Here is a 24165-nt window from a genome sequence, read left to right as displayed (position 1 = left end):
AGATTTATTCACTCATGCAGTGGTTAACCTATTAGTCAGCCCTGGTGAGGTGGTTTAAAAATGGAAGCGGGCGACAACCCAATCAATAAGTAACTGCACTTCAGGCTTGGTGACATTGTTATGGTTGATCAGATAGTAGCGGTCGTGACTGGTTAAAGATTGCTCAAATAATGAAATTAACTGATTGTTTTCAAACCATGATTTACTGATAGGCAGTGGGATTAATGCGATGCCTAAACCTTGCTCAGCAGCTCTTGCGACGCTAAACATACTATCTAATTGAATTATTTGTTTGGGTTTGAAATGATCAAGGCCAACACTTTCAGCCCATTGATGCCAGGCATAGGGTCTTGCCTGATGCATGATTAACGGGACTTCTAACAGGGCGCTAAAGCCTTTATGTTCAAGCCTGTTAAACAGTGCTGGGTTACAGGCTGGAACATAATTAAGCGGAAATAAATCATACGATTTATCAGGGTCTTGGCGACTACCAGATAACACGATCGACAGATCTGTATTGGCCGTTTGTTTGGCGCGGGTTTTAACGGTTTCGAGCTTTAAATTAATATTAGGATATTCGTTTGACCAACCCACCAGTTGCGGTACAAACAGCTCACTGGCAAAAAATTCTGGCATTGAAATACTGACTTCATGCATGGTGTGGGCATTATTGAAGTTATTGACTGTTTCGGTCAGCTGCAGCATTAACGGGGTAATTTGTTGATAAAAGCGCATCCCTGTTTCTGTCAAAGTAATTGAGCGAGTTTGGCGAATAAATAATTGCTGTTGTAGGTTTTCTTCTAGCTGTTTAATTTGATGGCTCACCGCTGAAGGGGTGAGAAATAATTTTTGAGCAGTCTCTTTAAAACTGAGACATTCGGCTGCAACACAAAAACAACGCAAACCTCGTAATGAGGTATGTAAAGGTAGCATTTAAAATCCTTTTTACTAAAGTCGATGCAGGCTAAGCAAAGACTAGACCAACTAAATATTATATATAAAACAGTTATTTAAAAGTTTAATTATTAGTCGCAGTTACCAATAGTGCTTCTTTAAGCACTTATTTGGTGCATTAGCTTGATGTGGTGACTTTTCCTGAATAAGGTTAAGGCTACATAAAATTAAGGCCTGCATTAGCAGGCCTTAATGGTTTCAGATCGTAATGGGGTTATAGCAGTGCTATTGCACTGTTACCTCAACCGATTCTTCAGTCTTAATTCCGCGCGGAGTGGTGACGGTTAAAGTAATCACATCTTCACCGGTTTCATCTGCTGCGGTGTAATAAAAATCTGCAGCTTCGATATCACATGATAGCCTAGGAGTAATATCCTTATATTTGAAACAAGTCGCATTGGGTACGGCGTAGCCACTAAAGGTGATAGATCCATTGACTGCTGCAACCGTTAAAGTTGAACCTGCTGGCATCATTTGATTGGCACTGTCATACAGTTCAACATCAATACTCGTCATGCTACCAGAGCTAACAGTCAGCTTGTTTTCTACAATGGGGCTTTCATCAACAGTCGGAATTATTTGAGCCGTTGAACCTGACATGGTTAATACCGTTGCGGCACGAATGTAAGTTTTATTGTTTTGCTCTTGTGATGTGCCGCAATTGCTGCCTTCACATTGTGGGCCGTTAAACAATGTATCACCGAGTTCATTGTAAGGCTTGCCTGTGGTATTGAAATAAGGTTCACCATCACGGCGAACACCTGACTCATCATCATCTCTAAAGGCATCACCTAAATCGCTATAGCCACTCTGATGATAAGTTTCGATGTCCATACCATTGCCAGTACAAGCTACAAGCGTTACACCATCGGTATCTAAACATGCATTAATAATTGCACCGTCATCAGTTGGCTCAAAGTTTGACTCAGGATTTTTGTAAGCATCGGCATCATCAAAGATATTATTACCATTGGTATCAAAGAAGGTCTCATGACCTAAAGCATAAGCCAATACAGTGACGCGATGATCCGTTGGGCGTGGATCAGTTGAGGTCCAAACCACTGAACAGCTGCCATTGACAGTTAAACAAGATGGCTGAATTTGGCCACCTTCTGCGGTAAAGTTAATGGTGGTGTCATCGGGCGCTGGATTGCCAAAGCTATCAGAGGCGTAAGCGGTCATGGTGACTTCAACACCGTTAACATCAGCAGCTTCTGGGTTGAACAAAGAAGGAGAAATGTTAAAGCCCAGTTGTTGCGGCAGGCCTGTGTTAACGGTTAACTGCTCTGATTGAGTGGTAATGATGATGCCCGAATCTGTATCTTCTGCAGATGCTGACACTCTTACTGGGGTTGGCACAGTGCCAGACTGAACCGTAACGCTAACTAATCCATTGGCATTACTGATAGCTTCATCACCATTGGCAAACTTTAAGCCGCCGATAACGGTGTCTAAACCAAAGGTCACCTTTTGCTGCGCTGCAGGTTGACCATTAGCGCTACTGATTAAGAAAGTCACTAATGAGCTTTCAGTAGAACCTGTACCGCCAGCGCCTTTAATGCGAATTTGGTTTGGCTCTGCAGAGATAAAGCTCAAGCTACCTAAAGTTTGGCGCTCTAAAGAGAAATCGAAGTTGGCGTTGTAGGTGTCATTACCAATAACGGCTGCAGCGATAATTCGTTGGCTGCGAATACTGTTGCCACTGCAACTGCTATCTTGAAAGGTTGAGTTGGCTCTGCCTGAGGATGTCGTAACCGGGGTATCAAGACTCGCATCGCCATTGGCGACACAATCAGAACTAAACGATACGCTTACGGGGGTCTGTAATGGCTCGAATGTACCGTCAGCCGCTTCAATAATCACATCAGCATAAACGCCAAAACTTGCCCCTGCACCGATGGTGTAGGTTAGAGGATCTGCGTCGGGGTCATCAGCGATTAAGGTTGAACCTAGCTTATCTTCGATGAATGTCTCATCGTCAACAATATAACCAAACTTAATCGTGCCTTCAGGAATCACTTCATCGCCACTTAGCACTTCATAGGCACTGCTGCCTGAAACAGTGGTGCCATCAAAGTCAGTGCTGGCAATTAAGCTATAAGCGCCAAGTTCACTGCTGTTTGGGGTGTAGCTAACAGTAGCAATACCATCAGTAGAGGTTAAGGCGGTATTTGGCGATAAACTGGCGCTGCCAGCCTGGAAGCTCACTAATTGATCCGCTATTGGTTGATTGCTGCCATCTAAAACTGCTGCCGTAAGCAATACGGCTTGATCAATCTTAAAACGGGTTACCGTTTGCCCTGCCTGAGTAATACTGGCATTGATTGTGATGGTTTCAGGTGTTGGCGTGGTGGTTGAATTAATAAATTCAAAATTACGCGAGGCAGAAACACTGTCATCAGTTTCGGATTCAGTATCTGTAGGGGTATGAGACACCACTAAGGTACCTGCGCCGACAGTATTATCTGTGGTGCTGATGAATACGCTGGCGATACCACTGCTGTTTGTTAGTGTGCTATCAACGCTGGCTTGACCAAAACTTGGGGCAAAGCTGACAATGGCGCCACTGACGTTGCTATTGGATTGCTTTAACTGGGCTACTGCGCAAAAGCGCTCAGTGACATCAAAGCGTAATTCATCAGTGGTTTCAGCGCATTGACCATTAACAACGCTTTGGTAGCTTAGGCTAATGCTGTAACTGCCTTCGCCTCCACTGCCAGTATCGTTATCATCAGAAGGCCCATTACAAGCGGTCATTAAAAATAGTGAAGCAATAGAAAAAGGCAGTGCACGTATTATTGTATTTAGTGGCATCAGCAACATCCTTGTAAGTGGTGTTTATTCGGTTATTCCAGCACGTAAATATTTAAACAACTCGATAAATGATTTTGACTCAGGGCCTTTAGCGAGTTCTTTATTGGTTTGTCTGATTAATTGACGTAACTTTTGACGCTCAAAACTTGCGTATTCAGCCAGTAAAGCTTCAACTTCTTCGTTTGGGTTTTCTAATAAGCGGGCACGTAACTTCTCAATTTTATGAACCTGTGCAGATTCATTATTGTTTTTATTCAATACATTATCGATTGATTTAATGATTGGCTCATGATCATAGCCACGCATTAGTTTGCCAATGTATTGTAAATGACGACGATAGGCTTCTGTTTTTTGCTTAATATTTTTGGCTTTTAATACTGCATCGTATAAAAACTCTTCTAGCTCGACTTTATCAAGCTGCGTTTTACTTAATGCAATTAAGCGCATGCCAAGCTCTTGAGCTTCTTCGCTTTCTTTTTTAAATTCTGTTCTGCTGACGTATTCATCGTCATTGTCGTATGGCTGTTTAAAGTGATCTGAATCGCCGACAATTTTCATAGTAATAAACCTCTCATAAATATCGGCGAATAATAGCACTTTCAGGGTGGTGTAGGCCACTGTATAACGGGTTTTCAAGCTTAAGCCGATGAATATTTTTTAAATATGTTAAGGCTGGTCAACCTTTGATGCTTACCATCGTCTTCAGCTTGCCAAAAGAGCAAGCCTGTAGAGACCGATTTATCAACCAGCTTCATAGAATCAATCTGCGAGAATTCAATATGATACTCACTGATTAACTTAAGGTTAGTTTATTTAGCGCCATTGTGGTGGGTAAATCCTTGTTTTGATGGTTATCAATACAGTTTTGAATTTGATATGCTAAGCCTAACAATGGAAACTAAAGAGTAAATTTGTGTCTACCAATAATATTGATACTGAATTAACGGCGTTACAAGATGCCGTTGCTGTCGCATTAGAGCATGCAAAAAAGTTAGGCACGAGTGCGGCTGAAGTTGCCATTAGCAAACAACAAGGTTTGTCGGTTTCAACCCGTGAAAAAGAAGTTGAAACCGTTGAATTTAATAAAGATGGTGCTTTAGGTATTACGGTTTATCGTGATGGTTGTAAGGGCAGTTCTTCAACTTCTGACCTTAGTCCTGAAGCCATTGCCGTTGCCGTTAAAGCCGCTGATGATATTGCCCGTTATACCTCATCAGACCCTTTTAGTGGCCTTGCTGATAAAGCGTTAATGGCGCAAACCATCCGCGATTTAGATTTATACCATCCTCAAGATATTACTCCTGATGAACTAGCTCAATTAGCCATTCGCGCCGAAGAAGCCAGTTTGTCAGTAGACAGTCGGGTGCAGCATTCTGATGGCGCGACCGCTAATGCTCATACTGCAGCCAAGGTCTATGGCAATAGTCACGGATTTTTAAAAGGCTATTGCAGCTCACGCTATAGCTTAAGTTGTGTGGTGATCGGTGAAGAAGACGATGGCAACATGCAGCGTGACTATGATTACACCATTGCACGTAAATATAATGAGTTAATGACGCCTGAGTCAGTGGGGATTTTAGCCGCTAACAAAACGGCTAGTCGTCTCAATGCCCGTAAAATTCCCACGGCTAAACTGCCTGTACTATTTTCGCCTGAAATCGCCACTGGTTTAATGGGTCATTTGATCGGTGCGATAAGTGGTAGCAGTCTGTACCGTAAATCGAGTTTTTTACAAGATTCGATTAATACGCAGCTGTTTCCTGAATGGTTTAACATCGAGGAAAACCCACATCTTATTGGCGCTTTAGCCAGTGCAAATTATGATAGTGAAGGTGTGGCTACCCAGCAGCGTAATATTATCGATGCTGGCCATTTATCCACTTACCTGCTAACCAGTTATTCAGCGCGCAAGTTAGATTTAGTCAATACAGGTCATGCTGGTGGCATTTATAACTGGACCTTAAGTCATAGCGGCCAAACCTTTGATGAATTAGTAAAAGCCATGGGCACAGGTCTTATCGTCACAGAAGTGATGGGCCAAGGTGTCAATATGGTCACAGGCGATTACTCTCGCGGCGCTGCTGGATTTTATGTTGAGAACGGTGAAATTCAGTTCCCAGTAGAAGAAATCACCATTGCAGGCAATTTAAGAGACATGTTCATGGGCATTCAAGGTGTGGCTAAGGATAGAGACTTACGTTCATCTATTCGCACTGGCGGTATCTTACTGAGTGAAATGAAAATAGCCGGTAGCTAAGCGCTGCAGTAATAAGTTTACTGTCTTAACCTTTAAAACACCGACTTGTCGGTGTTTTTTTTGTTTTTGTCAGAGTAATGGAACCCTCTAATTTACATAGTCTTTATGAGCTTTACACTTCTTGACAATCGATTACGCTCAAGCTTAGTCCTATCCATTAATATGTAGTCAAATCGTTAATGGAGTTGTTATGTTTGATAAAAAAATGTGTGGATTAATGATGTTGGGACTGAGCTCCTTAACTCTGATGGGCTGTGATTCTTCTGATAGTGATGATAACAGTGAAACTGATAGTGCTTATATCCAGTTTTATAATGCGTCGGCTAACAGCACAGCCACATCATTGGTGATGGACGAGTATGAATACACTTCGGTGGCGTTTAGCGACAGTATGCCCCGCTATAGTTACGCTACTGGTAGTGTCACCATGGAGATCTATGGTTCAGATGAAAATGGTGATTCAAGCAGTATTTATTCTGAGGACATGGATCTAGATAAAGAAGAGAATCATTTATTTGTCCTTTATGGTGATTATCACTCGCCGGAGCTACTCAAGGTTATTTATGACCGCGCGGATATGGATGACCTCAATAGCGATGAAGATAATGAATACAGTAAAATGCAGGTGCTGGTTGCCAATGTTACTGCAGAGGAAATGGCATTTGATGCTTACATTTCCCTCGACACTGACTCATACGCCGATGCCACTATGATTGGTAGTGTCGATTACCGTGGGGTCACCTCAGAATTGATGCTCGACACTGATGACTATATTGTTTATCTCACCGACAAGGGTACAGATAATGTGGTCTACACCACAAGCAGTATGAGCTTAACCACAGAAACTGTTTATAAATTTATGATTAGAAACAGTTTTGGTTCAGGTGATTTAAAAGTGGTGATCGACAGTGTCGATTCAACCACAACGCCAACGTCTTACACTAACATCGATGCTACTGCAGATTTTCGGGTCTTTAACGGGCTAGAGCAACGTAGTTTAGATGTCGATGTGATCAGTAAAGCTGAGTCGCATTACTTACTGGATATCGCTCCTTTTACTGTAAGCGATTACCAACAAACCGGTTTTAATGATTATGGCGTCAGTGTCACAGATTCAGCCACTGCAGAAATACTGTTAGACAATGTACTAGTGACCTTTAATCAAGATGATGTGCGAACCTTATTGCTATACCAAGATGACACAATTAAAGGCATGGTCATTGAACATGATTTGCGCCCAAGAGCCTTTGAAAGCAACGTTGATATCGTGAATTTATCGCAGGATTATGATGATTTAAGCGTGTATTTTGTTCGCAGCTCGGAGACGATTGAGTCGGCAGAATATAGCATCACGGATTTGGATTTTACCGATCAAGATAGCTTAGTATTACTCCATGATAATTATGAAGTTAATGTGGTTTATGAGTCAGATAACGGTACTAAAACCTTATTATATCAATCTGATTTTATTAGCTTTGACGGTGAAAGTAATTACAGCTTTGTATTAATGCCAGATAGCAGCAGCTCTTTTGGGTATAACTTGGTACAGCTTTAGTTATTGAGAGTCATAAAAACAGTAAATCAATCAAAATGCCGATAAATATTATCGGCATTTTTTTATATTTGAGTCTCGCTGCGAGCTTTAACAGCAATTAATTATGTCATTCAAGTTGCCGTTAACGCCATATTAAACAATCGCTTAAAGGCATTTTTAAAGGCCGTTTGTAAGTCTTGAATATGCTGCTGCGGCAAATGATTAATCATCTGGGCGTATGAGACTGCTTGATGGGCATAGCAAACGAATTTAGCGATATTCCATGCGTCATGTCATTGCTCTATTGAGAGTAAATGGCTCCATTGTGATAAGTACTGATTAACTACAAGCTGTTGTTCATTAGTGGCTTTCATTCGATATAAGTAAGTGCCAGGTTTGCTTTGCCACAGCGGCTTTAGCTGTGGTTATTTAATTGGTTAATTGCTTGGCTAAATCAGCGGTAGTGGGCTGGGTGGAGGGTGACATTATCTTATTCATTGTTATGGGGTTTTGTTTTTAGGGTAGCATGTGTCGCGGTTAAATAAAGGTGTACGTTTAGTTACGATTTATATAGATGTTAAAGTGCTTAATAAACAATTGCTTACCTTGGTTGTAACGAAAAGGCACAACTGTAATGTTGCACTTTAGCTGATATGTTAATTAAATAGGCTCCAATAATAAGATTTATGCTCTTTTTGCTTAAACAGAATGACGTGCAATAAAGCAAAGCCTAGCTTAAACCGAATGAGGTGCAGCTAAGCAAAATTTAGCTTAAACCGAATGACGTATAGCAAAGTAAAATCGTAAATCGTGAATCGTAAATCCTAAGTCCTCAATCTAGAACATTAATAATAAGAGAGAAGCTATGAACACCGCCAGTCGAACAGGCATTCTTGCCGCATTGTTATTTTGCTCTGTTTCCACCGCCGCGATTGCTGAAGAGCCCGTAGCGAGTAAAAAAACAGATTATGACCGTAACATTGCAGTGGATAGCACAGTGGTGACCAACCATAAAACCAAGGTGAACGGCAATAGCTTCTCCTATACCGCAACGGTTGGCACTCAGCCTGTATGGAATAAAAAAGGCGAGGCGGTTGCCACTTTAAGTTATACCTATTATCAGAGAGATAATGTAAAAGATACCGCCAAACGACCGCTGTTAATCTCTTTCAACGGTGGCCCAGGCTCAGCTTCTGTGTGGATGGATATTGGTTATACCGGCCCGCGTGCAATTAATGTTGATGATGAAGGTTACCCGCTACAACCTTATGGGGTGAAAACCAATCCATACTCGATTTTAGATATTGCCGACATTGTTTATGTAAACCCGGTCAATACCGGCTATTCAAGGGTATTAGCTAATAAAGACGGCGAAATGCCAAGCAAAGATGAGCAACAAGAGATGTTCTTTGGGGTTAACGCTGACATCAAATATTTAGCTGAATGGGTCAATACCTTTGTCAGTCGTACTGAACGCTGGCGCTCACCTAAATATCTGATTGGTGAAAGCTATGGCACCACCCGAGTTGCTGGGTTGGCACTCGAGTTACAAAATCGCCAATGGATGTATGTGAATGGGGTTATTTTAGTCTCGCCGACTGACATGGGTATTGAGCGCAAAGGCCCGGTTAAATCAGCTAACCGCTTACCGTATTTCGCAGCAGCGGCTTGGTATCACAAAGCCTTAACTGCTGAACTTCAACAAGCCGACCTTGCTGATTTTTTGCCTGAAGTTGAAGCCTTTACCATTAATGAATATATCCCTGCACTAGCTATGGGCGGCTTTATCGCTCCAGATCATAAACAAAAAATTGCAGAGAAAGTGGCGCTGTATTCAGGCCTCAGTGTTGATGTTATTTTGAAATCAAACCTTGATGTGTCAACTCGATACTTTTGGAAAGAGTTACTGCGTGAGCGTGGGCAAACCATTGGCCGTTTAGACTCACGTTATATTGGCATAGATAAACAAGATGTCGGTGATAGCCCAGACTTTAACGCTGAACTTATGTCTTGGTTACACTCCTTTACCCCTGCAATTAATGCTTACATGCGTGAAGAGCTAAATTACAAAACCGATGTAAAATATTACATGCTGGGTGATGTACACCCGTGGGATCGCACCGAAAATAAAACCGGTGAAAACCTACGTCAGGCGATGGCGCAAAACCCATATTTAAATGTGTTATTTCAAGCGGGTTACTATGACGGCGCGACGAACTACTTCGATGCCAAATATAGCATGTGGCAATTAGATCCGAGCAGCAAAATGAAACAACGCCTTAGCTTTAAAGGCTACCGCAGCGGTCATATGATGTATTTACGTGCCGAAGATTTAAAGCAATCAAATCAAGACTTACGTGAGTTTATTGAGAACAGTTTGCCAAAAGAAGATGCGGCAGCAAAATATTAACTGCTAATGTTTAAAAATAGCAAAGTCGCACTCATTTTAGGTGGCTGAGCTATTGATTAAAGAGGAGCTTCGGCTCCTTTTTCGATATTAAACTCAGCGAAATGAATGCGAATAAATAGCTGTGTGCACAATGCCATTTTAAGATTGTAATTTAACCAATTAGCGATTAAATAGTCCGTTGTAATATGGCTTCAATAAGCATAAGAATAATAAGTTGGAGTGTTAAATGAGAGTAAGCAAGTTATCTGCAATATCGTTAGCCATCACATTGGTTATGAGTATGCAGGCACAGGCCAAAGCCGTAACGACACAAGACGTGACAGCGAATGAGTTTTCATGTGAAGGCAAAACCACTGTTCCTATCTATGAGATCCAAGGCGCTGGTGAGATGAGTCCATTTATCGCTGCAGGCGCGGATGAATCCATTCATGAAGTGACCACTAAAGGTGTGGTTACTGCGCGGGCAGAAAGATTATATAAAGGTTTTTTTATTCAAGATCCCCAAGGTGACGGCTCGCCTTTGACATCTGATGGTATTTTTGTCCATTGGGGAGACACTGCGCCAGCAGAAATTGTCCCGGGGATGCAGATTTGCGTCACTGGTAAAGTACAAGAATATGCAGGCTTTACCCAAATCAATATTGCACAGCAGCAACAATTTCACTTAGGTAACTATGTCGGTGAGTTGCCAGCGACCCCGTTACATATTGCTGATGGTCAATCACTTGCCGAAGCGCTGGAGCGTGTTGAAGGCATGAAAGTGCTATTAGACACTGCAAGTGACATGAAAGTTACCCGTTCATTTAGCCTAGATTATGACTCATATCGCAACAACATGGTGTTATCACATAAAGCGCCACTGATGAAAGCCACGCAGGTTTATGCACCATTATCAGCAGAGGCGATAGCATTGAATCGCGCCAATATCGCCAACCAGCTGGTGGTTGAGTCAGACTATAAAGCTGAACATGGCGAGGTGCCGTATTTCCCAAGCTTTAATGCCGATAACGGCTATATTCGGGTTGGCGATCAGTTGACCAATATTGAAGGTGTGATTGGCTATAGTTATGAGCAATATCGCTTTATGCCAACCAATGACATTAGTGCCAGTGATTTTATTCGCCATCATGATCGCACCGTAGCGCCAGCCATTGCGGCCCAAGGTGACTTACGGGTAGCAAGTTTTAATGTACTGAACTTCTTTAATAGTGAGTTTGGCGGTGATAAAAACCCATTAGGCCACAATCGCGGGGCAAAGCTTGAGTCTGAAATGCTGCTGCAGCGCACAAAAATCGTGAATGCGATGGCGGCGATGAATGCCGATATTATTGGCTTAATGGAAGTTGAAAATAATGGCTTTGGTAAGTTAAGTGCCATTCAAAATCTAGTTGATGCCCTTAATGCCAAGCTGGCACCTGAGCAGGCTTATCAATTTGTTAAAGTCACTGACAATGACGGTTTCATCGGCACTGATGCTATCGCAGTTGGCATATTATATCGACCCGCCGTTGTTGCTTTAGCTGACGCAGCTCAAATAATCGCGACCCCTGAGCAACACGTGGCAGAAGGAGCGCTAACCCGTATCAATGAGGGCGTAACAGAAACAAATCCCGCCTACCATAAATATCAGCGCCACAGCCTAATGCAAAGCTTTAGCATTAATGGTAACAAGCTGACGATTGTGGTTAATCATTTTAAATCTAAAGGCTCAGGCTGTTTAGAAGATTGGTTAAGCTTTAATGAAGATTCAGAGCCTGTAGATTTACAGGGCAAGTGTAATGCCTTTCGCGTTTCTGCTGCTAAAGTGATCGGTGAGTCGGTAACCGGCTTAGACGGTGATGTGCTGGTGATTGGCGATTTAAATGCCTATGGCAAAGAAGATCCGTTAGCAGTACTCACTGACTATGATGCCAGCCTAACTGAACATGTGATAAAAACCGCCTCACACACCAGCTTAAATGGCGCAGAGCATGATGCACAAGGACGTGTGATTGATAAGGGCTATGGGCTAATCAACTTAAACACCCAAGCACATGGGCCTGCTACATACTCGTACAGTTATGGTGGTGAGTTAGGTAATTTAGACCATGCTTTAGGTAATACAAGCTTAGCGGCTCGGCTAGTGGCGATTGAAGACTGGCATATCAATGCGGTTGAATCGAGCTTGTTTGAATACAGTAGCAAATACACCGGCGATTTAGTTAAGTCTGACAATGGCTATTCATCATCAGATCACGATCCGGTGATCATCGCCCTGGCATATCCCGAAGTACAGGATACTAAAGATGCAGATGCTATAATGACAGCCAAAGATGATGGCGGTAGCTTAGGTTACTTAGGCTTATTGCTCTTGTCTGCTTTAGGTTTTCGCCCTAAAGCCTAATCGATGTATTATTTAATAGAAATTATTATCATTTAAAATCGGTGGTGGTTTGTAAATTTTTTGAGCGTATTTTATTGCGCTTTGTGCTTGCTTTACAGGCAATTTACTTTAAATCACCGTGATAAAAAAAACGCCTGTTATAGTGTTGTGCTAGTAATTGCACCATTTAATGGCTGTGTTTTTTGAGTGTTAAAGAGAGTCGAAAAGTTGAATACCGTAACCGCTCCAATGTTAAAAAAGCGAATTGATAGTATCGATATTATGCGCGGCATTGTAATGCTTATCATGCTGCTGGATCATGTTAGAGAGCGGTTTTTCTTTCATGAGCAAGTCACCGATCCGATGACACTGGATAGCACCAGTACCGGATTATTTATAAGCCGATTTGCTGCGCATTTTTGTGCGCCTACTTTTGTGTTTTTAACCGGAGTATCAGCGTGGTTATATAGCCATCCGCAATTTGGCCCACAGCGCTCCGCAAGGTCATTTTTAATCAAGCGTGGCCTGTTTATTATCGCATTAGAGTGCACAGTGATTACGTTTCAGTGGATGGGCAATTACGAGATGATTTGGCTGCAAGTCATGTGGGCAATTGGCATCAGTATGTTGGCGCTAGCGTTATTAATCGGCTTACCAAGATTTTGGCTTGGGCTTATTGGCTTAGTGATCGTATTTGGTCATAACATGCTTACGCCCATTAGCTTCTCGCCAGGGGAGTGGGGTTATACGTTATGGGCCATATTGCATGACCGCGGCAATATCTTAACCAATGACTTTATCGGCATTAGAGCCAGTTATCCGGTACTACCTTGGATTGGGGTGATTTTGTTAGGCTATGTGATAGCACCGATTTACAGTGCAAGCTTTGATGATAACAAACGTCATAACCTGCTCATTGGGCTTGGCTTAAGCTGCTTTGCGATTTTTGCAGTCTTACGCGGTTTTAATATTTACGGCGAAACACTTGATTGGCAGCAAGGTGAAACCCTAGTAATGACATTAAAGTCGGTATTTAACTTAACCAAATATCCACCTTCATTGGACTTTTTACTGGTGACTCTTGGCGGCACATTATTGTGTTTACGGACGCTTGAAAAGCTGAACCCGCGCTATGGTAAAGTGTTATCAACCTTTGGATCAGCGCCAATGTTTTTCTATATTGTGCACTTATATTTATTACTGTTTATGTACCGCTTTGCCGTTAATGTCATTGGGCCTAACTATGGCGATTTATATGGCTTTACCGATATAAGCTGGGTGTGGGCGGTGACGGTGATATTGGCGCTGCTGTTGTACTTTCCAACTAAGTGGTTTAGTCAGTACAAGCATCAAAGTAAACAGGGCTGGATTAAGTATTTCTAGACAATGGCGTTAACCAAAATGTTGTGGTTAATCAGTAGATAGTAAAAAGGCGCATTAAGCGCCTTTTTCGTTTTATGTGTGGATTTAGGATTAGTCGATTAAGTCATATTGCTCGGCTAAAACGTTAATAATATCCGCTTTTGGGTTGTCAGGTAGCGAGATGCTAGTGCCGGTTACCTTTTCTGCCACGCCAGTGTATGTGCGAGAGACATTCATCATCGCATCTAATGGTAAGTCGTTATCACGGGCGAGGGCTTCACGCTCAGGCATTCTATCTTTGTTAAGCAGAATATCGGCATCGTCAAAATGATTGAGCAGAAATTGACGAAAGCCTTCTTTGGAGTTTTCAACAATCTTGCTATCACGATACGCTGCGCCATCCCAAATACGTGACGAGTCTGGTGTGCCCACTTCATCCATGTAAATCAGTTTGGAGTTACCGTCTTTGTCATTGACGTAGCCAAATTCAAATTTAGTATCGACAAACATTTGGTCGTGGGTGGCTAGCGCATCTGAGATGACCTTAAAGCCTTGCTTTAATAATACTTCATATAAGTCGATATCGGCTGGTTTTTCAAAGCCAAAGGCTTGGTAGTTGGCTTCAATATCGGCGCGGCTAATGTTGACATCATCTTGCTCAGGCACACCTGGAATACCGGTTAAAATGCCTTTGGTTGAAGGAGTTATCAATAACTCTGGTAGTTTTTGATCTTTGGTTAACCCTTCAGGCAGTGTGATACCGCAAAATTCGCGTTCGCCTTTGGCATAAGCGCGCCACATTGAACCGGTAATGTATTGACGACAAATCGCTTCAACTTTAATTGGACGCGCTTTTTGCACAATCCATACAAATGGGTGTGGGATATCAAGAATATGGCTATCGGCTAAACCATTTTCAGCAAACAACTTAAACCAATGATTAGAGATAGCGTTAAGTGCCGCCCCTTTACCTGGAATGCCCTGTAAATTACCTTCACCATGAAAAATACAATCAAATGCTGAAATGCGATCGCTGATCACCATTATCGCTAATGGGGTATCAGCTGGCACGTTATAGCCTTTATCGGCAATTAAGCGGCGGCTATCAGCCTCAGTTAACCAATATACACTGCGAACTTTACCGCTGTGTACTGGCTTATCGGTTCGGATCGGCAAATCGTTATTGATAGCGAGAACTGAATCAGCAAGACTCATGGCCAGTATTCCTTAAGAAATTGAGTGTAGGGAGATATCCTTTATTGATAAGGATAGTTAGGTATTTTTATGGCGGCTATTTTACCTGTATTAAGGCAGATTTCCATGCTTATCAGGCGGCTAAACTCTTAATCCTGTATAGCGAATACTGAGGCAAATTAAACTCGCTATTCGCCATTGGCTTTATTGGCATAGCTCTTTAGAATGAATTTTCTGCAGCTTTACCATTAAAGAGCGAATATCTTGTGAGCCATACCCGTTTAGGTCTTATGTTTGTCAGCGTTGCCGTTGTGTTTTGGGGGATATTACCCATAGCGCTTAAGTTATCCGGAGGGTTTATTGATCCGGTTACGTTAACTTGGTTTAGGTTTTTAGTGGCCTTTGTGGTGACCTTTATTCTGCTATGGCGCTTTGGTAATTTGAAGCAATTTAGTCAACTGCAGGGGGGTGATTGGCTAAAGCTTGCTGCTGCAGGTATTTTACTGATGCTCAATTACACCTCTTTTGTGTATTCACTGGATTACTTATCACCAGGTACTGCGCAACTTAACTTTCAAACTGCACCGTTCTTTTTAGCCTTTGGTGGCGCACTGTTTTTTAAAGAGCGGCTCACGGCGGTGCAGCTAAGCTGTTTTGCAGCTCTGGCATTAGGGGTGTTGCTGTTCTTTCACCCAAGCCTTGATGTGTCGGCAGAAAATAGCAGTCAAATTCTATTTGGGGTGCTGATTGTGCAGTTTTCAGTGTTGTCGTGGACGAGTTATGCCTTACTGCAAAAGTCATTGTTTACTAAGCTAACACCCAATAATGTGTTGCTATGTATCTATGGCTTAGGGATCCTTGTGATGGCGCCTTTTAGCGAGTTTAGTCACTTTGGGCTTATGGATAGCAGCCATTGGTTGATCGTCGGTTTTTGTGCCATCAATACCTTAATTGCTTATGGCTGTTTTGGTCAGGCGATGAAGTACTGGCCCACGGCGCAAGTGAGTGCCATGCTCGCGCTGACGCCAGTGCTCAGTTTTAGCGTTAACGCTTTAGTGGTGTATTTAGGCTGGTGGCCTGAGGTGTTTAAGGTTGATGTGATTGATCTGTGGTCGCTGCTGGGGATTGTATTGATTGTTGGCGCTGTGTTTACCATGCAACTATGGCCCTTGTATGTGGGCAACAAGCAAAAGCGGCAAGCCCATGTCGAAGGCGAAAGCGTTTAAGACCAAAGCGTTTATCGCAATAACTTTAGCGTTATTAGTGCTTGTAGGATGAGTTTTATTTCAGCCATAAAAAATGGAGCCACAAGGCTCCATTTTTATGCGTTAAACCAACGTTAGTTGGACTGCAAGTATTTACTCGCTGTCACGTGGCTTACGTGGACGGTCGCTACGAGGGCGGTCACTACGTGGACGATCACCACGAGGGCGGTCGCTACGAGGACGGTCACTACGTGGACGACGTGGTGCTTCAGCTGGGAAAGAGGCATCACTCGCTTCACGAATGTTTAATGCTTTACCACAAACACGTACTTTTCTTAAGTGGCCTAGTACATCTTTTGGCATGCCGTCTGGCAAGTCAATTGAAGTAACTTGATCAAATAATTGAATTTGACCAATGAACTGGCTGTCAATGTTTGCTTCGTTAGCGATGGCGCCAACGATATTACCTACACCAACACCGTTATCACGACCTACATCGATTACGTAACGGCACATTTTAACATCAGGCTTATCTTTCAGGCCTTCAGCGCTACCAAAGCTTGTTGGCAATGGACGGCTGCCGCGTGAATCACGACGAGGACGCTCACGACCAGCGTCGCGAGGACCACGATCATCACGGTCACGTGAATCACGTTGACGCTCTTGAATCGCAGGAAGTTGTAATGGACGCTCAGCCTGTACTTGTTGAAGTAATGCTGCTGCGAGTAAGTCAGTGTCAATTTCAAGCTGCTGACATAACTGAGCCACTGCATTTTTCATGAAATCTAAGTCACCGTTAACGGTTTCTTGGATTTGCTCACCTAAGCGTGATAAACGACGCTCAGCAACAGTTTCAGGGCTAGGTACTTTCATTGGCGAGATACGGCTGTTCGTTGCACGTTCGATAGTGCGAAGCATACGCATTTCACGGTTGGTAACGAAAAGAATTGCCATACCAGTACGACCAGCACGACCTGTACGGCCAATACGGTGTACATAAGCTTCTGAATCATATGGGATATCGTAGTTAACTACGTGACCAATACGTTCAACGTCAAGACCACGGGCCGCAACGTCAGTAGCAATTAGGATGTCTAACTTGCCGCGTTTAAGTTGGTCAACAGCACGTTCACGAGCTTGTTGGTTCATATCACCGTGTAATGGTGAAGATGCATAGCCACGCGCTTCAAGTTTTTCAGCAAGTTCAACACAGCTGTTACGGGTACGTACGAAGATGATAATACCTTCAGTATTTTCAACTTCTAAAACACGTACTAACGCTTCAAGTTTGTTGTGTTGTGATACTTGAACATAACGCTGATCAATTGACTCAACAGTAGTATGGCTAGCAGCAATACTAATGTGAACAGGGTTGTTTAAGTGCTTGTTCGCAACGCGCTTGATTTGCTCTGGCATAGTCGCAGAGAAAAGGGCAAGTTGACTGTCTTTTGGTTTGTGCTCAAGAACCCATTCGATATCATCGATGAAGCCCATTTTTAGCATTTCATCAGCTTCATCAAGAACAAGTGCTTGTAGTGCATCAAGTTTAAGAGTGCCACGACGCATGTGGTCCATTACACGACCTGGCGTACCAACAACAACTTGTGGGCCACGACGTAGCGCACTTAATTGTTGATGCATGCTTTGACCACCATAAATAGGTAGTACATGGAAGCCTTTCATGTGTTTAGCGTAGCTACCAAATGCTTCAGCAACCTGAACAGCAAGTTCACGTGTTGGTGCAAGCACTAGGATTTGAGGAGCATTCAGCTTTTGGTCAACATTACTTAGTAAAGGCAGTGCGAAAGCACCTGTTTTACCTGTACCTGTTTGAGCTTGGCCTAAAATATCTTTACCTTCCATTAAAGGATCGATACTAGCAGACTGAATTGGAGTTGGTTTTTCGTAACCTAGATCGTCAAGGGCACGAAGCAAATTCTCGGATAAACCAAGTTCGCGGAAAGTTCTTTCATCGGATGACATTGAGTTGTAGCCTTGTGGATGCGTACGAAGTTATTGGCATTCGTACTAGAGTTTCACAGACAGAAAATCAACCCCGTGTCGATTTCCCGCGTCAAAGGGGCGATATTATAGCAAGCTTTGGCCTCGTTGACTATCTAATTTTAACAAATAACTAAAATTGGCCTGATTATTGTAGCGCTTACTGAGCGATTAACTAAGTAACTTTTGACGTAATTAAATCAGAAACGGTTATTTTATGGCCGTGATTCATTTAATCCATTTTTTATAGCGGATAAACAAGCCTTTTCGCAAATGCAGTTGCAGTAATCGCCTTAGTGCTCAATTTCTAGCGCTTTACAATGATGCGCTGTTTATCCAGTTTAAGTAGCGTGAATGCCGTTTCAGTGACTGCTGCTAAAAAGTTAATATCGATAGTATCTAAGGTGTCTTCAACAGTGTGATATTGCTTATGGGTTGGCACGCCTAAATAGAGCCAAGGAATACCAGCTTTGTGGAACGGGTAATGATCTGATGCTCGCAGCCAATTAATTTTGAGCATACTGCCATCATTTAGCCTTGAACGACTCTGTCTCACACATAGATTATTATAGTCTTGGAGCTGGTGTTTTATCTGCTTAAATTGAGATACATTTTGCTCCCCTTCAATATAAATGGCTTTGGGTCTAGAAGGGTGGCCAATCATGTCTAAGTTTAGCGACATTTCTAGCTGCATATCTGGCAGTGTTAACAGTTGCTGAACTAGCGCGTATGAGCCAAATAACCCCGGCTCTTCAGCATCGGTGGCAACTAGCATTAAGTTAACCGCCGGATCGCCATCTTGCTGCCATTGCTTTGCAATCGCTAACATTGCAGCAATGCCTGAAGCATTATCATCAGCCCCAGCAAAGACTTTACTGCCACGACTGCCTAAATGGTCATAGTGGGCGGTAATAATGCGCCAGCGCTGGGATGCTTGCTTTGATTTAATCGTGGCAATGAGGTTAATACCCTGTTTATCAGCAAAGTTTTGCCGATAAACAAATGGCAGCATAAATTCTTTTTGCCAAGGTGATAACCCCAGTTCAATAAAGCGCGCACTTAGGTATTGGCGGGTTTTTTCTGCACCTATGGTATTGGTTTTACGGCCAGCCAAATCATCACTGGTTAATATGCGAATATCTTCGATGAGTTGATTTTTATCAGCCCATTGACTGGAAGTGTCATTTCCACAGTTTTGCGAAGCGCAGCCGCTTAGCAAAAAACACAATGCCACTGGCGTCAATCTAATCGACACAGTGAAACAGGGTGGTTTTTGAACATGATATTTTTGCAGAAATGATGCTAATACCGAGGATAAATAAGCCAGAGTATTTTGGTAAAATTCCATTTATATCCCTCTGGCTTGATGAGTAAACTAACTCAATGGTGCGCATACCGCAGCAGGTGTATTCTGTGCAATTACTAACAGTGTAATCGCTATTTGGCTTTAGTGGCCTTCTTTGCTGGAGTTTTCTTCACGCTACTTTTATTGGTGACACCTTTATTAGCGACACCTTTTGGGGCCGCAGCCTTCTTGGTCAATAGCGGCTTTAAAAAGCGTGCAGTATGGGAGGTTTTATGTTTTGCCACCTCTTCAGGGGTTCCGCTTGCCAAAATAGTGCCGCCGCCGGAGCCGCCTTCAGGGCCTAGATCCACTAGCCAATCTGCCGTTTTAATCACATCAAGATTATGCTCAATGACCACTATGGTGTTGCCTTTGGCTTTTAAGCGATGCAGTACATCTAGTAGCAGCTGAATATCAGCAAAGTGCAAGCCTGTAGTGGGCTCATCAAGAATGTATAAGGTTTTGCCGGTATCACGTTTGGATAACTCTTTTGCTAACTTCACTCGTTGAGCTTCACCACCGGACAGTGTTGTCGCACTTTGACCTAAACAAATATACGCCAAGCCTACATCCACTAAGGTTTGCAGTTTTCTTGCGATCGCAGGGATTGGATCAAAGAAAACACGCGCTTCTTCAATGGTCATTTGCAGCACTTCGTGAATATTTTTGCCCTTGTATTTAACATCTAAGGTTTCGCGGTTATAGCGTTTACCTTTACAGGAATCACAAGGCACATACACATCTGGTAAAAAGTGCATCTCAACCTTTATTAAGCCATCACCCTGACAGGCTTCACAGCGGCCACCTTTAACGTTAAAAGAGAAGCGACCCGGTAAGTAACCGCGGCTTCGAGACTCTTGAGTTGCAGCAAATAATTCACGAATAGGGGTAAATATGCCGGTGTAAGTAGCAGGATTTGAACGCGGTGTTCGCCCGATTGGGCTTTGATCAATATCAACCACCTTATCGCATTGCTCCATGCCGGTAATGCTTTTATGGGCTGCAGGCTCATCAATGGTAGCGCCGTTTAGCATTCTGTGGGCAATTTTATAAAAGGTGTCGTTAATTAAGGTTGATTTACCCGAACCTGATACCCCAGTAATACAGGTAAATAAACCAATAGGAATGGTTAAGTCGACATTTTTAAGGTTATTACCAGTGGCGCCGCATAGCTCAATGACTTTTTTCGGATCCATTGGGGTGCGTTTATCACTAATGTGGATTTGCTTGGTGCCAGAAATATATTGGCCAGTGACAGACTCTTTACAGTCGAGAATGGCCTGCAGAGGCCCAGAGCAAATGATTTCGCCGCCGTGAACGCCTGCGCCGGGGCCAATATCAATCACATGATCAGCCATGCGAATTGCGTCTTCATCATGCTCAACCACAATCACGGTATTACCGAGATCACGCAGGTGTATTAGCGTTTGCAGTAAACGTTCGTTATCGCGCTGATGCAAGCCAATTGAAGGTTCATCCAGCACGTACATTACGCCCACAAGGCCGGCACCAATTTGACTGGCTAAGCGAATACGCTGGGCTTCACCCCCTGATAAAGTATCTGCTGAGCGGTCTAAGCTTAGGTAGTTAAGGCCGACATTGACCAAGAAGCCTAAACGATCGCCAACTTCTTTAAGAATTTTTTCAGCGATCTGCGCTTTTTGCCCTTCGAATTTAATCTCAGTGAAATAGATCATGGCTTCACCGATGGACCACTGAGTCAGCTGCGGTAAGTTTAACTCGCCAATAAATACGTTACGGGCTTCTTCACGCAAACGCGAGCCGTCACAGCTTTTACAGGATTGGGTATTAATAAACTTTGATAGCTCTTCACGTACCGAGTTACTTTCAGTTTCGCGGTAGCGGCGATCCATATTATTGAGGATCCCCTCAAATGGATGATTACGAATAACCACATCACCACGATCGTTAATGTACTTAAAGGCAATGTTTTGCTTACCTGAGCCAGATAGAATAATTTTTTGTACTTTAGCGCTTAACTGCTCAAAGGGGGTTTCGACATCAAATTTATAATGTTCAGCTAAGGAGCTGAGCATTTGAAAGTAATAGAAATTACGTTTATCCCAGCCTCTAATCGCCCCGCCTGCTAATGACAGCTCGCTATTGGCAATCACTCTTTCTGCATCAAAGTACTGCTGCACACCTAAACCATCACAGGTTTGACAAGCGCCAGCGGGATTATTGAATGAGAAAATACGTGGCTCAAGCTCTGCCATGGAGTAGCCACAATATGGACAGGCAAAGTTAGCCGAGAACATCAACTCGTCTGCTTCTCCGGCCATGTCGGCAATAATAGCAATACCGCCTGATAACTCTAACGTCGTTTCAAAAGACTCTGCTAAGCGCTGCTTTAAATCATCACGCACTTTAAAGCGATCAACCACCACTTCAATGGTGTGTTTAACATGTAGCTCAAGGGTTGGCGGATCGGATAAATCACAAACCTCACCGTCAATTCTGGCGCGCACATAACCTTGAGCAGCCAAACTTTCGAGTAATTTTACATGTTCACCTTTACGGGCTTTGACCACGGGAGCTAATAGCATTTGGCGACTGCCTTCAGGCAGTTCCAATACTTTATCTACCATTTGGCTGACCGTTTGCGCGGTTAATGCTTGGCCGTGGGTTGGGCAGCGCGGCTCACCAACACGGGCAAACAGCAGTCTAAGATAATCATAAATCTCAGTGATGGTACCCACGGTTGAGCGTGGATTATGGGATGTGGATTTTTGCTCAATTGAAATTGCAGGACTTAAGCCTTCGATATGATCCACATCAGGCTTTTCCATCAAACTTAAAAACTGGCGCGCATAGGCTGATAGTGACTCAACATAACGGCGCTGGCCTTCGGCATATAAGGTATCAAAGGCTAACGATGACTTACCTGAGCCAGATAAACCTGTGATGACAATAAGTTTGTCTCGGGGGATGGTTAAATCAAAGTTTTTAAGATTGTGGGTTCGTGCACCGCGAATTTCAATGGTATCCATTCATCACTCTAGAGGTTGTTTTAGCTACCTTGTCAAAGTAGCAAAATTTGAGTTAGCTTAGTAAATAGCCGTTAGTGTATCGTTAATTAACTCGCTTATACAGTGTTTTATACAGTGTTGGTGACACTAAATGTACCCAGGGAGCCAGACTAATAGCGGCTGAAACCATAAAAAAACGACTGGGATATAAAACACATTATAACCTGTTTGTTTAACCTTATTAACAAATACGACAAACAGTTGCCTATTGGTTCATTATTCCTTTTGAGCTAAATTAGAACGCTGTGATAATATGCGCAACTCGCATTTTTCTATAGATACACAATTTAAGGGCAACTGAATGGCCAACAATGGATTATCAGGCATTGAGAAGAAAGTCGCGTTTTCGTTAGCCAGCGTGTTTGGTTTACGAATGATGGGCTTATTCATGATCATGCCCGTATTCGCGCTTTACGGCCAACATTTAGAGGGTTTTTCACCTCTATGGGTGGGTATCGCTATCGGTGCTTATGGCTTGACCCAAGCGGTGTTACAAATTCCCATGGGCATGTTGTCAGATAAATATGGCCGTAAGCCGATTATTTTGGCTGGGCTGGTGGTGTTTGCTATAGGTAGCGTGGTTGCTGCAATGTCAGATCATATTTATGGGGTTGTGCTTGGCCGAGCCATTCAAGGGATGGGTGCTATTGCCGCTGCAGTGTTAGCGCTGGCCGCCGATTTAACCCGCGATGAGCAACGCACTAAAGTGATGGCTATTATTGGCATGTGTATTGGTTTCTCGTTTGCATTGTCATTGCTTGCAGGGCCGATAGTGGCCCAATATGCAGGTTTAGAAGGGCTATTCTTTTTAACCGCTATCTTAGCGGTAGTGGGCATGATCATTGTGCAGGTGTTGGTACCTAACCCAGTCTCACAAGCGCCCAAAGGCGATACTGTTGCTACGCCCACTAAATTAAAGCGTATGTTAATGGACCCGCAACTGTTCAGACTCGATGCAGGGATTTTTATTTTGCATTTAGTGCTTACTGCCGTATTTGTGGCCTTGCCATTAGATTTAGTGGATGCAGGTTTAGTAAAAGAAAAACACTGGATGCTGTATTTCCCTGCCTTTATCGGCGCGTTTTTCTTAATGGTGCCGTTAATTATTATTGGTGTTAAACGTAACAACACTAAAACCATGTTCCAAATATCACTAATGATCATGATGCTGGCATTGGCAGCTATGGGATCTTATGCTGATAACCTCTGGGTATTAAGTGCCGCTGTGGTGTTATTTTTCACTGGTTTTAATTATCTTGAGGCGTCATTGCCTAGTTTAATTGCTAAATTTTGTCCGGTGGGCGATAAAGGCTCAGCTATGGGCGTTTATTCCACTAGCCAATTTTTAGGGGCATTTTGTGGCGGTATGCTAGGTGGCGGAGCTTATCAGCTGGTTGGCGCTGCAGGGGTATTTTATGTGGCACTTGGACTGATGTTTATTTGGTTATTATTAACCATAGGCATGGAAAAACCCGTACTGCTAAAAAGCTATACCCTTGAGGCACAAGTTAAAGATAGAAATCAGGCGAAAGACATGGCAACCCAGCTATCACAGCTATCTGGGGTAGCAGAAGCCATTGTCGTCATGGAAGAGAGAGCAGCTTATTTGAAAGTTGATGATCAATTCGATTTGAGTGAAGCGCGAGCTGTGTTAGGCTCTGTCAATTAGATCGTTTT

At 43.0% G+C, this 24165-nt stretch carries 14 protein-coding genes; 7 read left to right on the top strand and 7 right to left on the bottom strand.

Annotated elements, in window-relative coordinates; translation table 11 throughout:
* Positions 1-54: 54 nt before the first annotated feature.
* From BCU91_RS11135 to yjgA, 3 genes are all read right to left on the bottom strand, one after another.
* The gene (locus BCU91_RS11135) at positions 55-933 is read right to left on the bottom strand and encodes a LysR substrate-binding domain-containing protein (RefSeq protein WP_102439987.1); all 879 of its coding nucleotides are present in this window, start codon (positions 931-933) and stop codon (positions 55-57) included.
* Between the two features lie 246 nt (positions 934-1179).
* The gene (locus BCU91_RS11130) at positions 1180-3768 is read right to left on the bottom strand and encodes an Ig-like domain-containing protein (protein ID WP_102531483.1); all 2589 of its coding nucleotides are present in this window, start codon (positions 3766-3768) and stop codon (positions 1180-1182) included.
* Positions 3769-3792: 24 nt separating this feature from the next.
* Entirely contained in the window at positions 3793-4326 is a 534-nt protein-coding gene (gene yjgA / locus BCU91_RS11125; protein ID WP_102440045.1) for a ribosome biogenesis factor YjgA, read from the bottom strand.
* Positions 4327-4681: 355 nt separating this feature from the next.
* On the opposite strand from yjgA, the gene pmbA reads away from it, so the two are divergent.
* The 5 genes from pmbA to BCU91_RS11100 all read left to right on the top strand — a co-directional run bounded on the left by pmbA (position 4682) and on the right by BCU91_RS11100 (position 13714).
* Positions 4682-6025 (top strand): metalloprotease PmbA, encoded by a 1344-nt coding sequence (pmbA, locus tag BCU91_RS11120; protein ID WP_102439985.1) that lies wholly within the window; start codon positions 4682-4684, stop codon positions 6023-6025.
* 190 nt (positions 6026-6215) lie between these two features.
* On the top strand, positions 6216-7580 hold the full coding sequence (locus BCU91_RS11115; RefSeq protein ID WP_102531482.1) for a hypothetical protein: 1365 nt from the start codon (positions 6216-6218) through the stop codon (positions 7578-7580).
* 844 nt (positions 7581-8424) lie between these two features.
* A complete protein-coding gene (locus BCU91_RS11110) occupies positions 8425-9969 on the top strand; it encodes a carboxypeptidase (RefSeq protein ID WP_102475468.1) in 1545 nt (514 codons plus the stop codon).
* A 226-nt stretch (positions 9970-10195) separates the two neighbouring features.
* Positions 10196-12352 carry an ExeM/NucH family extracellular endonuclease gene (locus BCU91_RS11105; RefSeq protein ID WP_102531481.1) on the top strand — a complete coding sequence of 719 codons (2157 nt, stop codon included), beginning with the start codon at positions 10196-10198 and terminating at the stop codon, positions 12350-12352.
* Positions 12353-12580: 228 nt separating this feature from the next.
* Complete coding sequence (locus tag BCU91_RS11100) at positions 12581-13714, top strand: heparan-alpha-glucosaminide N-acetyltransferase domain-containing protein (RefSeq protein ID WP_102439980.1); 1134 nt, start codon at positions 12581-12583, stop codon at positions 13712-13714.
* A gap of 90 nt (positions 13715-13804) precedes the next feature.
* Here the strand turns inward: BCU91_RS11100 and BCU91_RS11095 are convergent, their stop codons facing one another.
* Entirely contained in the window at positions 13805-14908 is a 1104-nt protein-coding gene (locus BCU91_RS11095; protein WP_102439979.1) for a phosphoribosylaminoimidazolesuccinocarboxamide synthase, read from the bottom strand.
* A gap of 269 nt (positions 14909-15177) precedes the next feature.
* Between BCU91_RS11095 and BCU91_RS11090 the strand changes: the two genes are divergently transcribed.
* Positions 15178-16113 (top strand): DMT family transporter, encoded by a 936-nt coding sequence (locus tag BCU91_RS11090; protein ID WP_102475503.1) that lies wholly within the window; start codon positions 15178-15180, stop codon positions 16111-16113.
* A 132-nt stretch (positions 16114-16245) separates the two neighbouring features.
* On the opposite strand, the gene BCU91_RS11085 is transcribed toward BCU91_RS11090, so the two are convergent.
* The 3 genes from BCU91_RS11085 to uvrA all read right to left on the bottom strand — a co-directional run bounded on the left by BCU91_RS11085 (position 16246) and on the right by uvrA (position 22449).
* Entirely contained in the window at positions 16246-18075 is a 1830-nt protein-coding gene (locus BCU91_RS11085) for a DEAD/DEAH box helicase (RefSeq protein ID WP_102439978.1), read from the bottom strand.
* Between the two features lie 325 nt (positions 18076-18400).
* On the bottom strand, positions 18401-19441 hold the full coding sequence (locus BCU91_RS11080) for a M20/M25/M40 family metallo-hydrolase (protein WP_102475471.1): 1041 nt from the start codon (positions 19439-19441) through the stop codon (positions 18401-18403).
* Positions 19442-19530: 89 nt separating this feature from the next.
* On the bottom strand, positions 19531-22449 hold the full coding sequence (gene uvrA, locus BCU91_RS11075; protein ID WP_102531480.1) for an excinuclease ABC subunit UvrA: 2919 nt from the start codon (positions 22447-22449) through the stop codon (positions 19531-19533).
* A 340-nt stretch (positions 22450-22789) separates the two neighbouring features.
* Here uvrA and BCU91_RS11070 point away from each other — a divergent pair, with 340 nt between their 5' ends.
* A complete protein-coding gene (locus BCU91_RS11070; RefSeq protein WP_102439975.1) occupies positions 22790-24157 on the top strand; it encodes an MFS transporter in 1368 nt (455 codons plus the stop codon).
* Positions 24158-24165 lie beyond the last annotated feature (8 nt).

This window comes from Shewanella sp. 10N.286.52.B9, from assembly GCF_002873635.1.
Lineage (GTDB): Bacteria > Pseudomonadota > Gammaproteobacteria > Enterobacterales > Shewanellaceae > Shewanella.
This window is presented reverse-complemented; position numbering and strand designations above follow the sequence as displayed.

Bases quoted from the DNA above. Each gene is read 5' to 3' on its own strand.
- BCU91_RS11135 (WP_102439987.1), bottom strand. From the start codon at position 933: ATGCTACCTTTACATACCTCATTACGAGGTTTGCGTTGTTTTTGTGTT.
- BCU91_RS11130 (WP_102531483.1), bottom strand. From the start codon at position 3,768: ATGCCACTAAATACAATAATACGTGCACTGCCTTTTTCTATTGCTTCA.
- yjgA (WP_102440045.1), bottom strand. From the start codon at position 4,326: ATGAAAATTGTCGGCGATTCAGATCACTTTAAACAGCCATACGACAAT.
- BCU91_RS11115 (WP_102531482.1), top strand. From the start codon at position 6,216: ATGTTTGATAAAAAAATGTGTGGATTAATGATGTTGGGACTGAGCTCC.
- BCU91_RS11110 (WP_102475468.1), top strand. From the start codon at position 8,425: ATGAACACCGCCAGTCGAACAGGCATTCTTGCCGCATTGTTATTTTGC.
- BCU91_RS11105 (WP_102531481.1), top strand. From the start codon at position 10,196: ATGAGAGTAAGCAAGTTATCTGCAATATCGTTAGCCATCACATTGGTT.
- BCU91_RS11100 (WP_102439980.1), top strand. From the start codon at position 12,581: ATGTTAAAAAAGCGAATTGATAGTATCGATATTATGCGCGGCATTGTA.
- BCU91_RS11095 (WP_102439979.1), bottom strand. From the start codon at position 14,908: ATGAGTCTTGCTGATTCAGTTCTCGCTATCAATAACGATTTGCCGATC.
- BCU91_RS11090 (WP_102475503.1), top strand. From the start codon at position 15,178: ATGTTTGTCAGCGTTGCCGTTGTGTTTTGGGGGATATTACCCATAGCG.
- BCU91_RS11085 (WP_102439978.1), bottom strand. From the start codon at position 18,075: ATGTCATCCGATGAAAGAACTTTCCGCGAACTTGGTTTATCCGAGAAT.
- BCU91_RS11080 (WP_102475471.1), bottom strand. From the start codon at position 19,441: ATGGAATTTTACCAAAATACTCTGGCTTATTTATCCTCGGTATTAGCA.
- uvrA (WP_102531480.1), bottom strand. From the start codon at position 22,449: ATGGATACCATTGAAATTCGCGGTGCACGAACCCACAATCTTAAAAAC.
- BCU91_RS11070 (WP_102439975.1), top strand. From the start codon at position 22,790: ATGGCCAACAATGGATTATCAGGCATTGAGAAGAAAGTCGCGTTTTCG.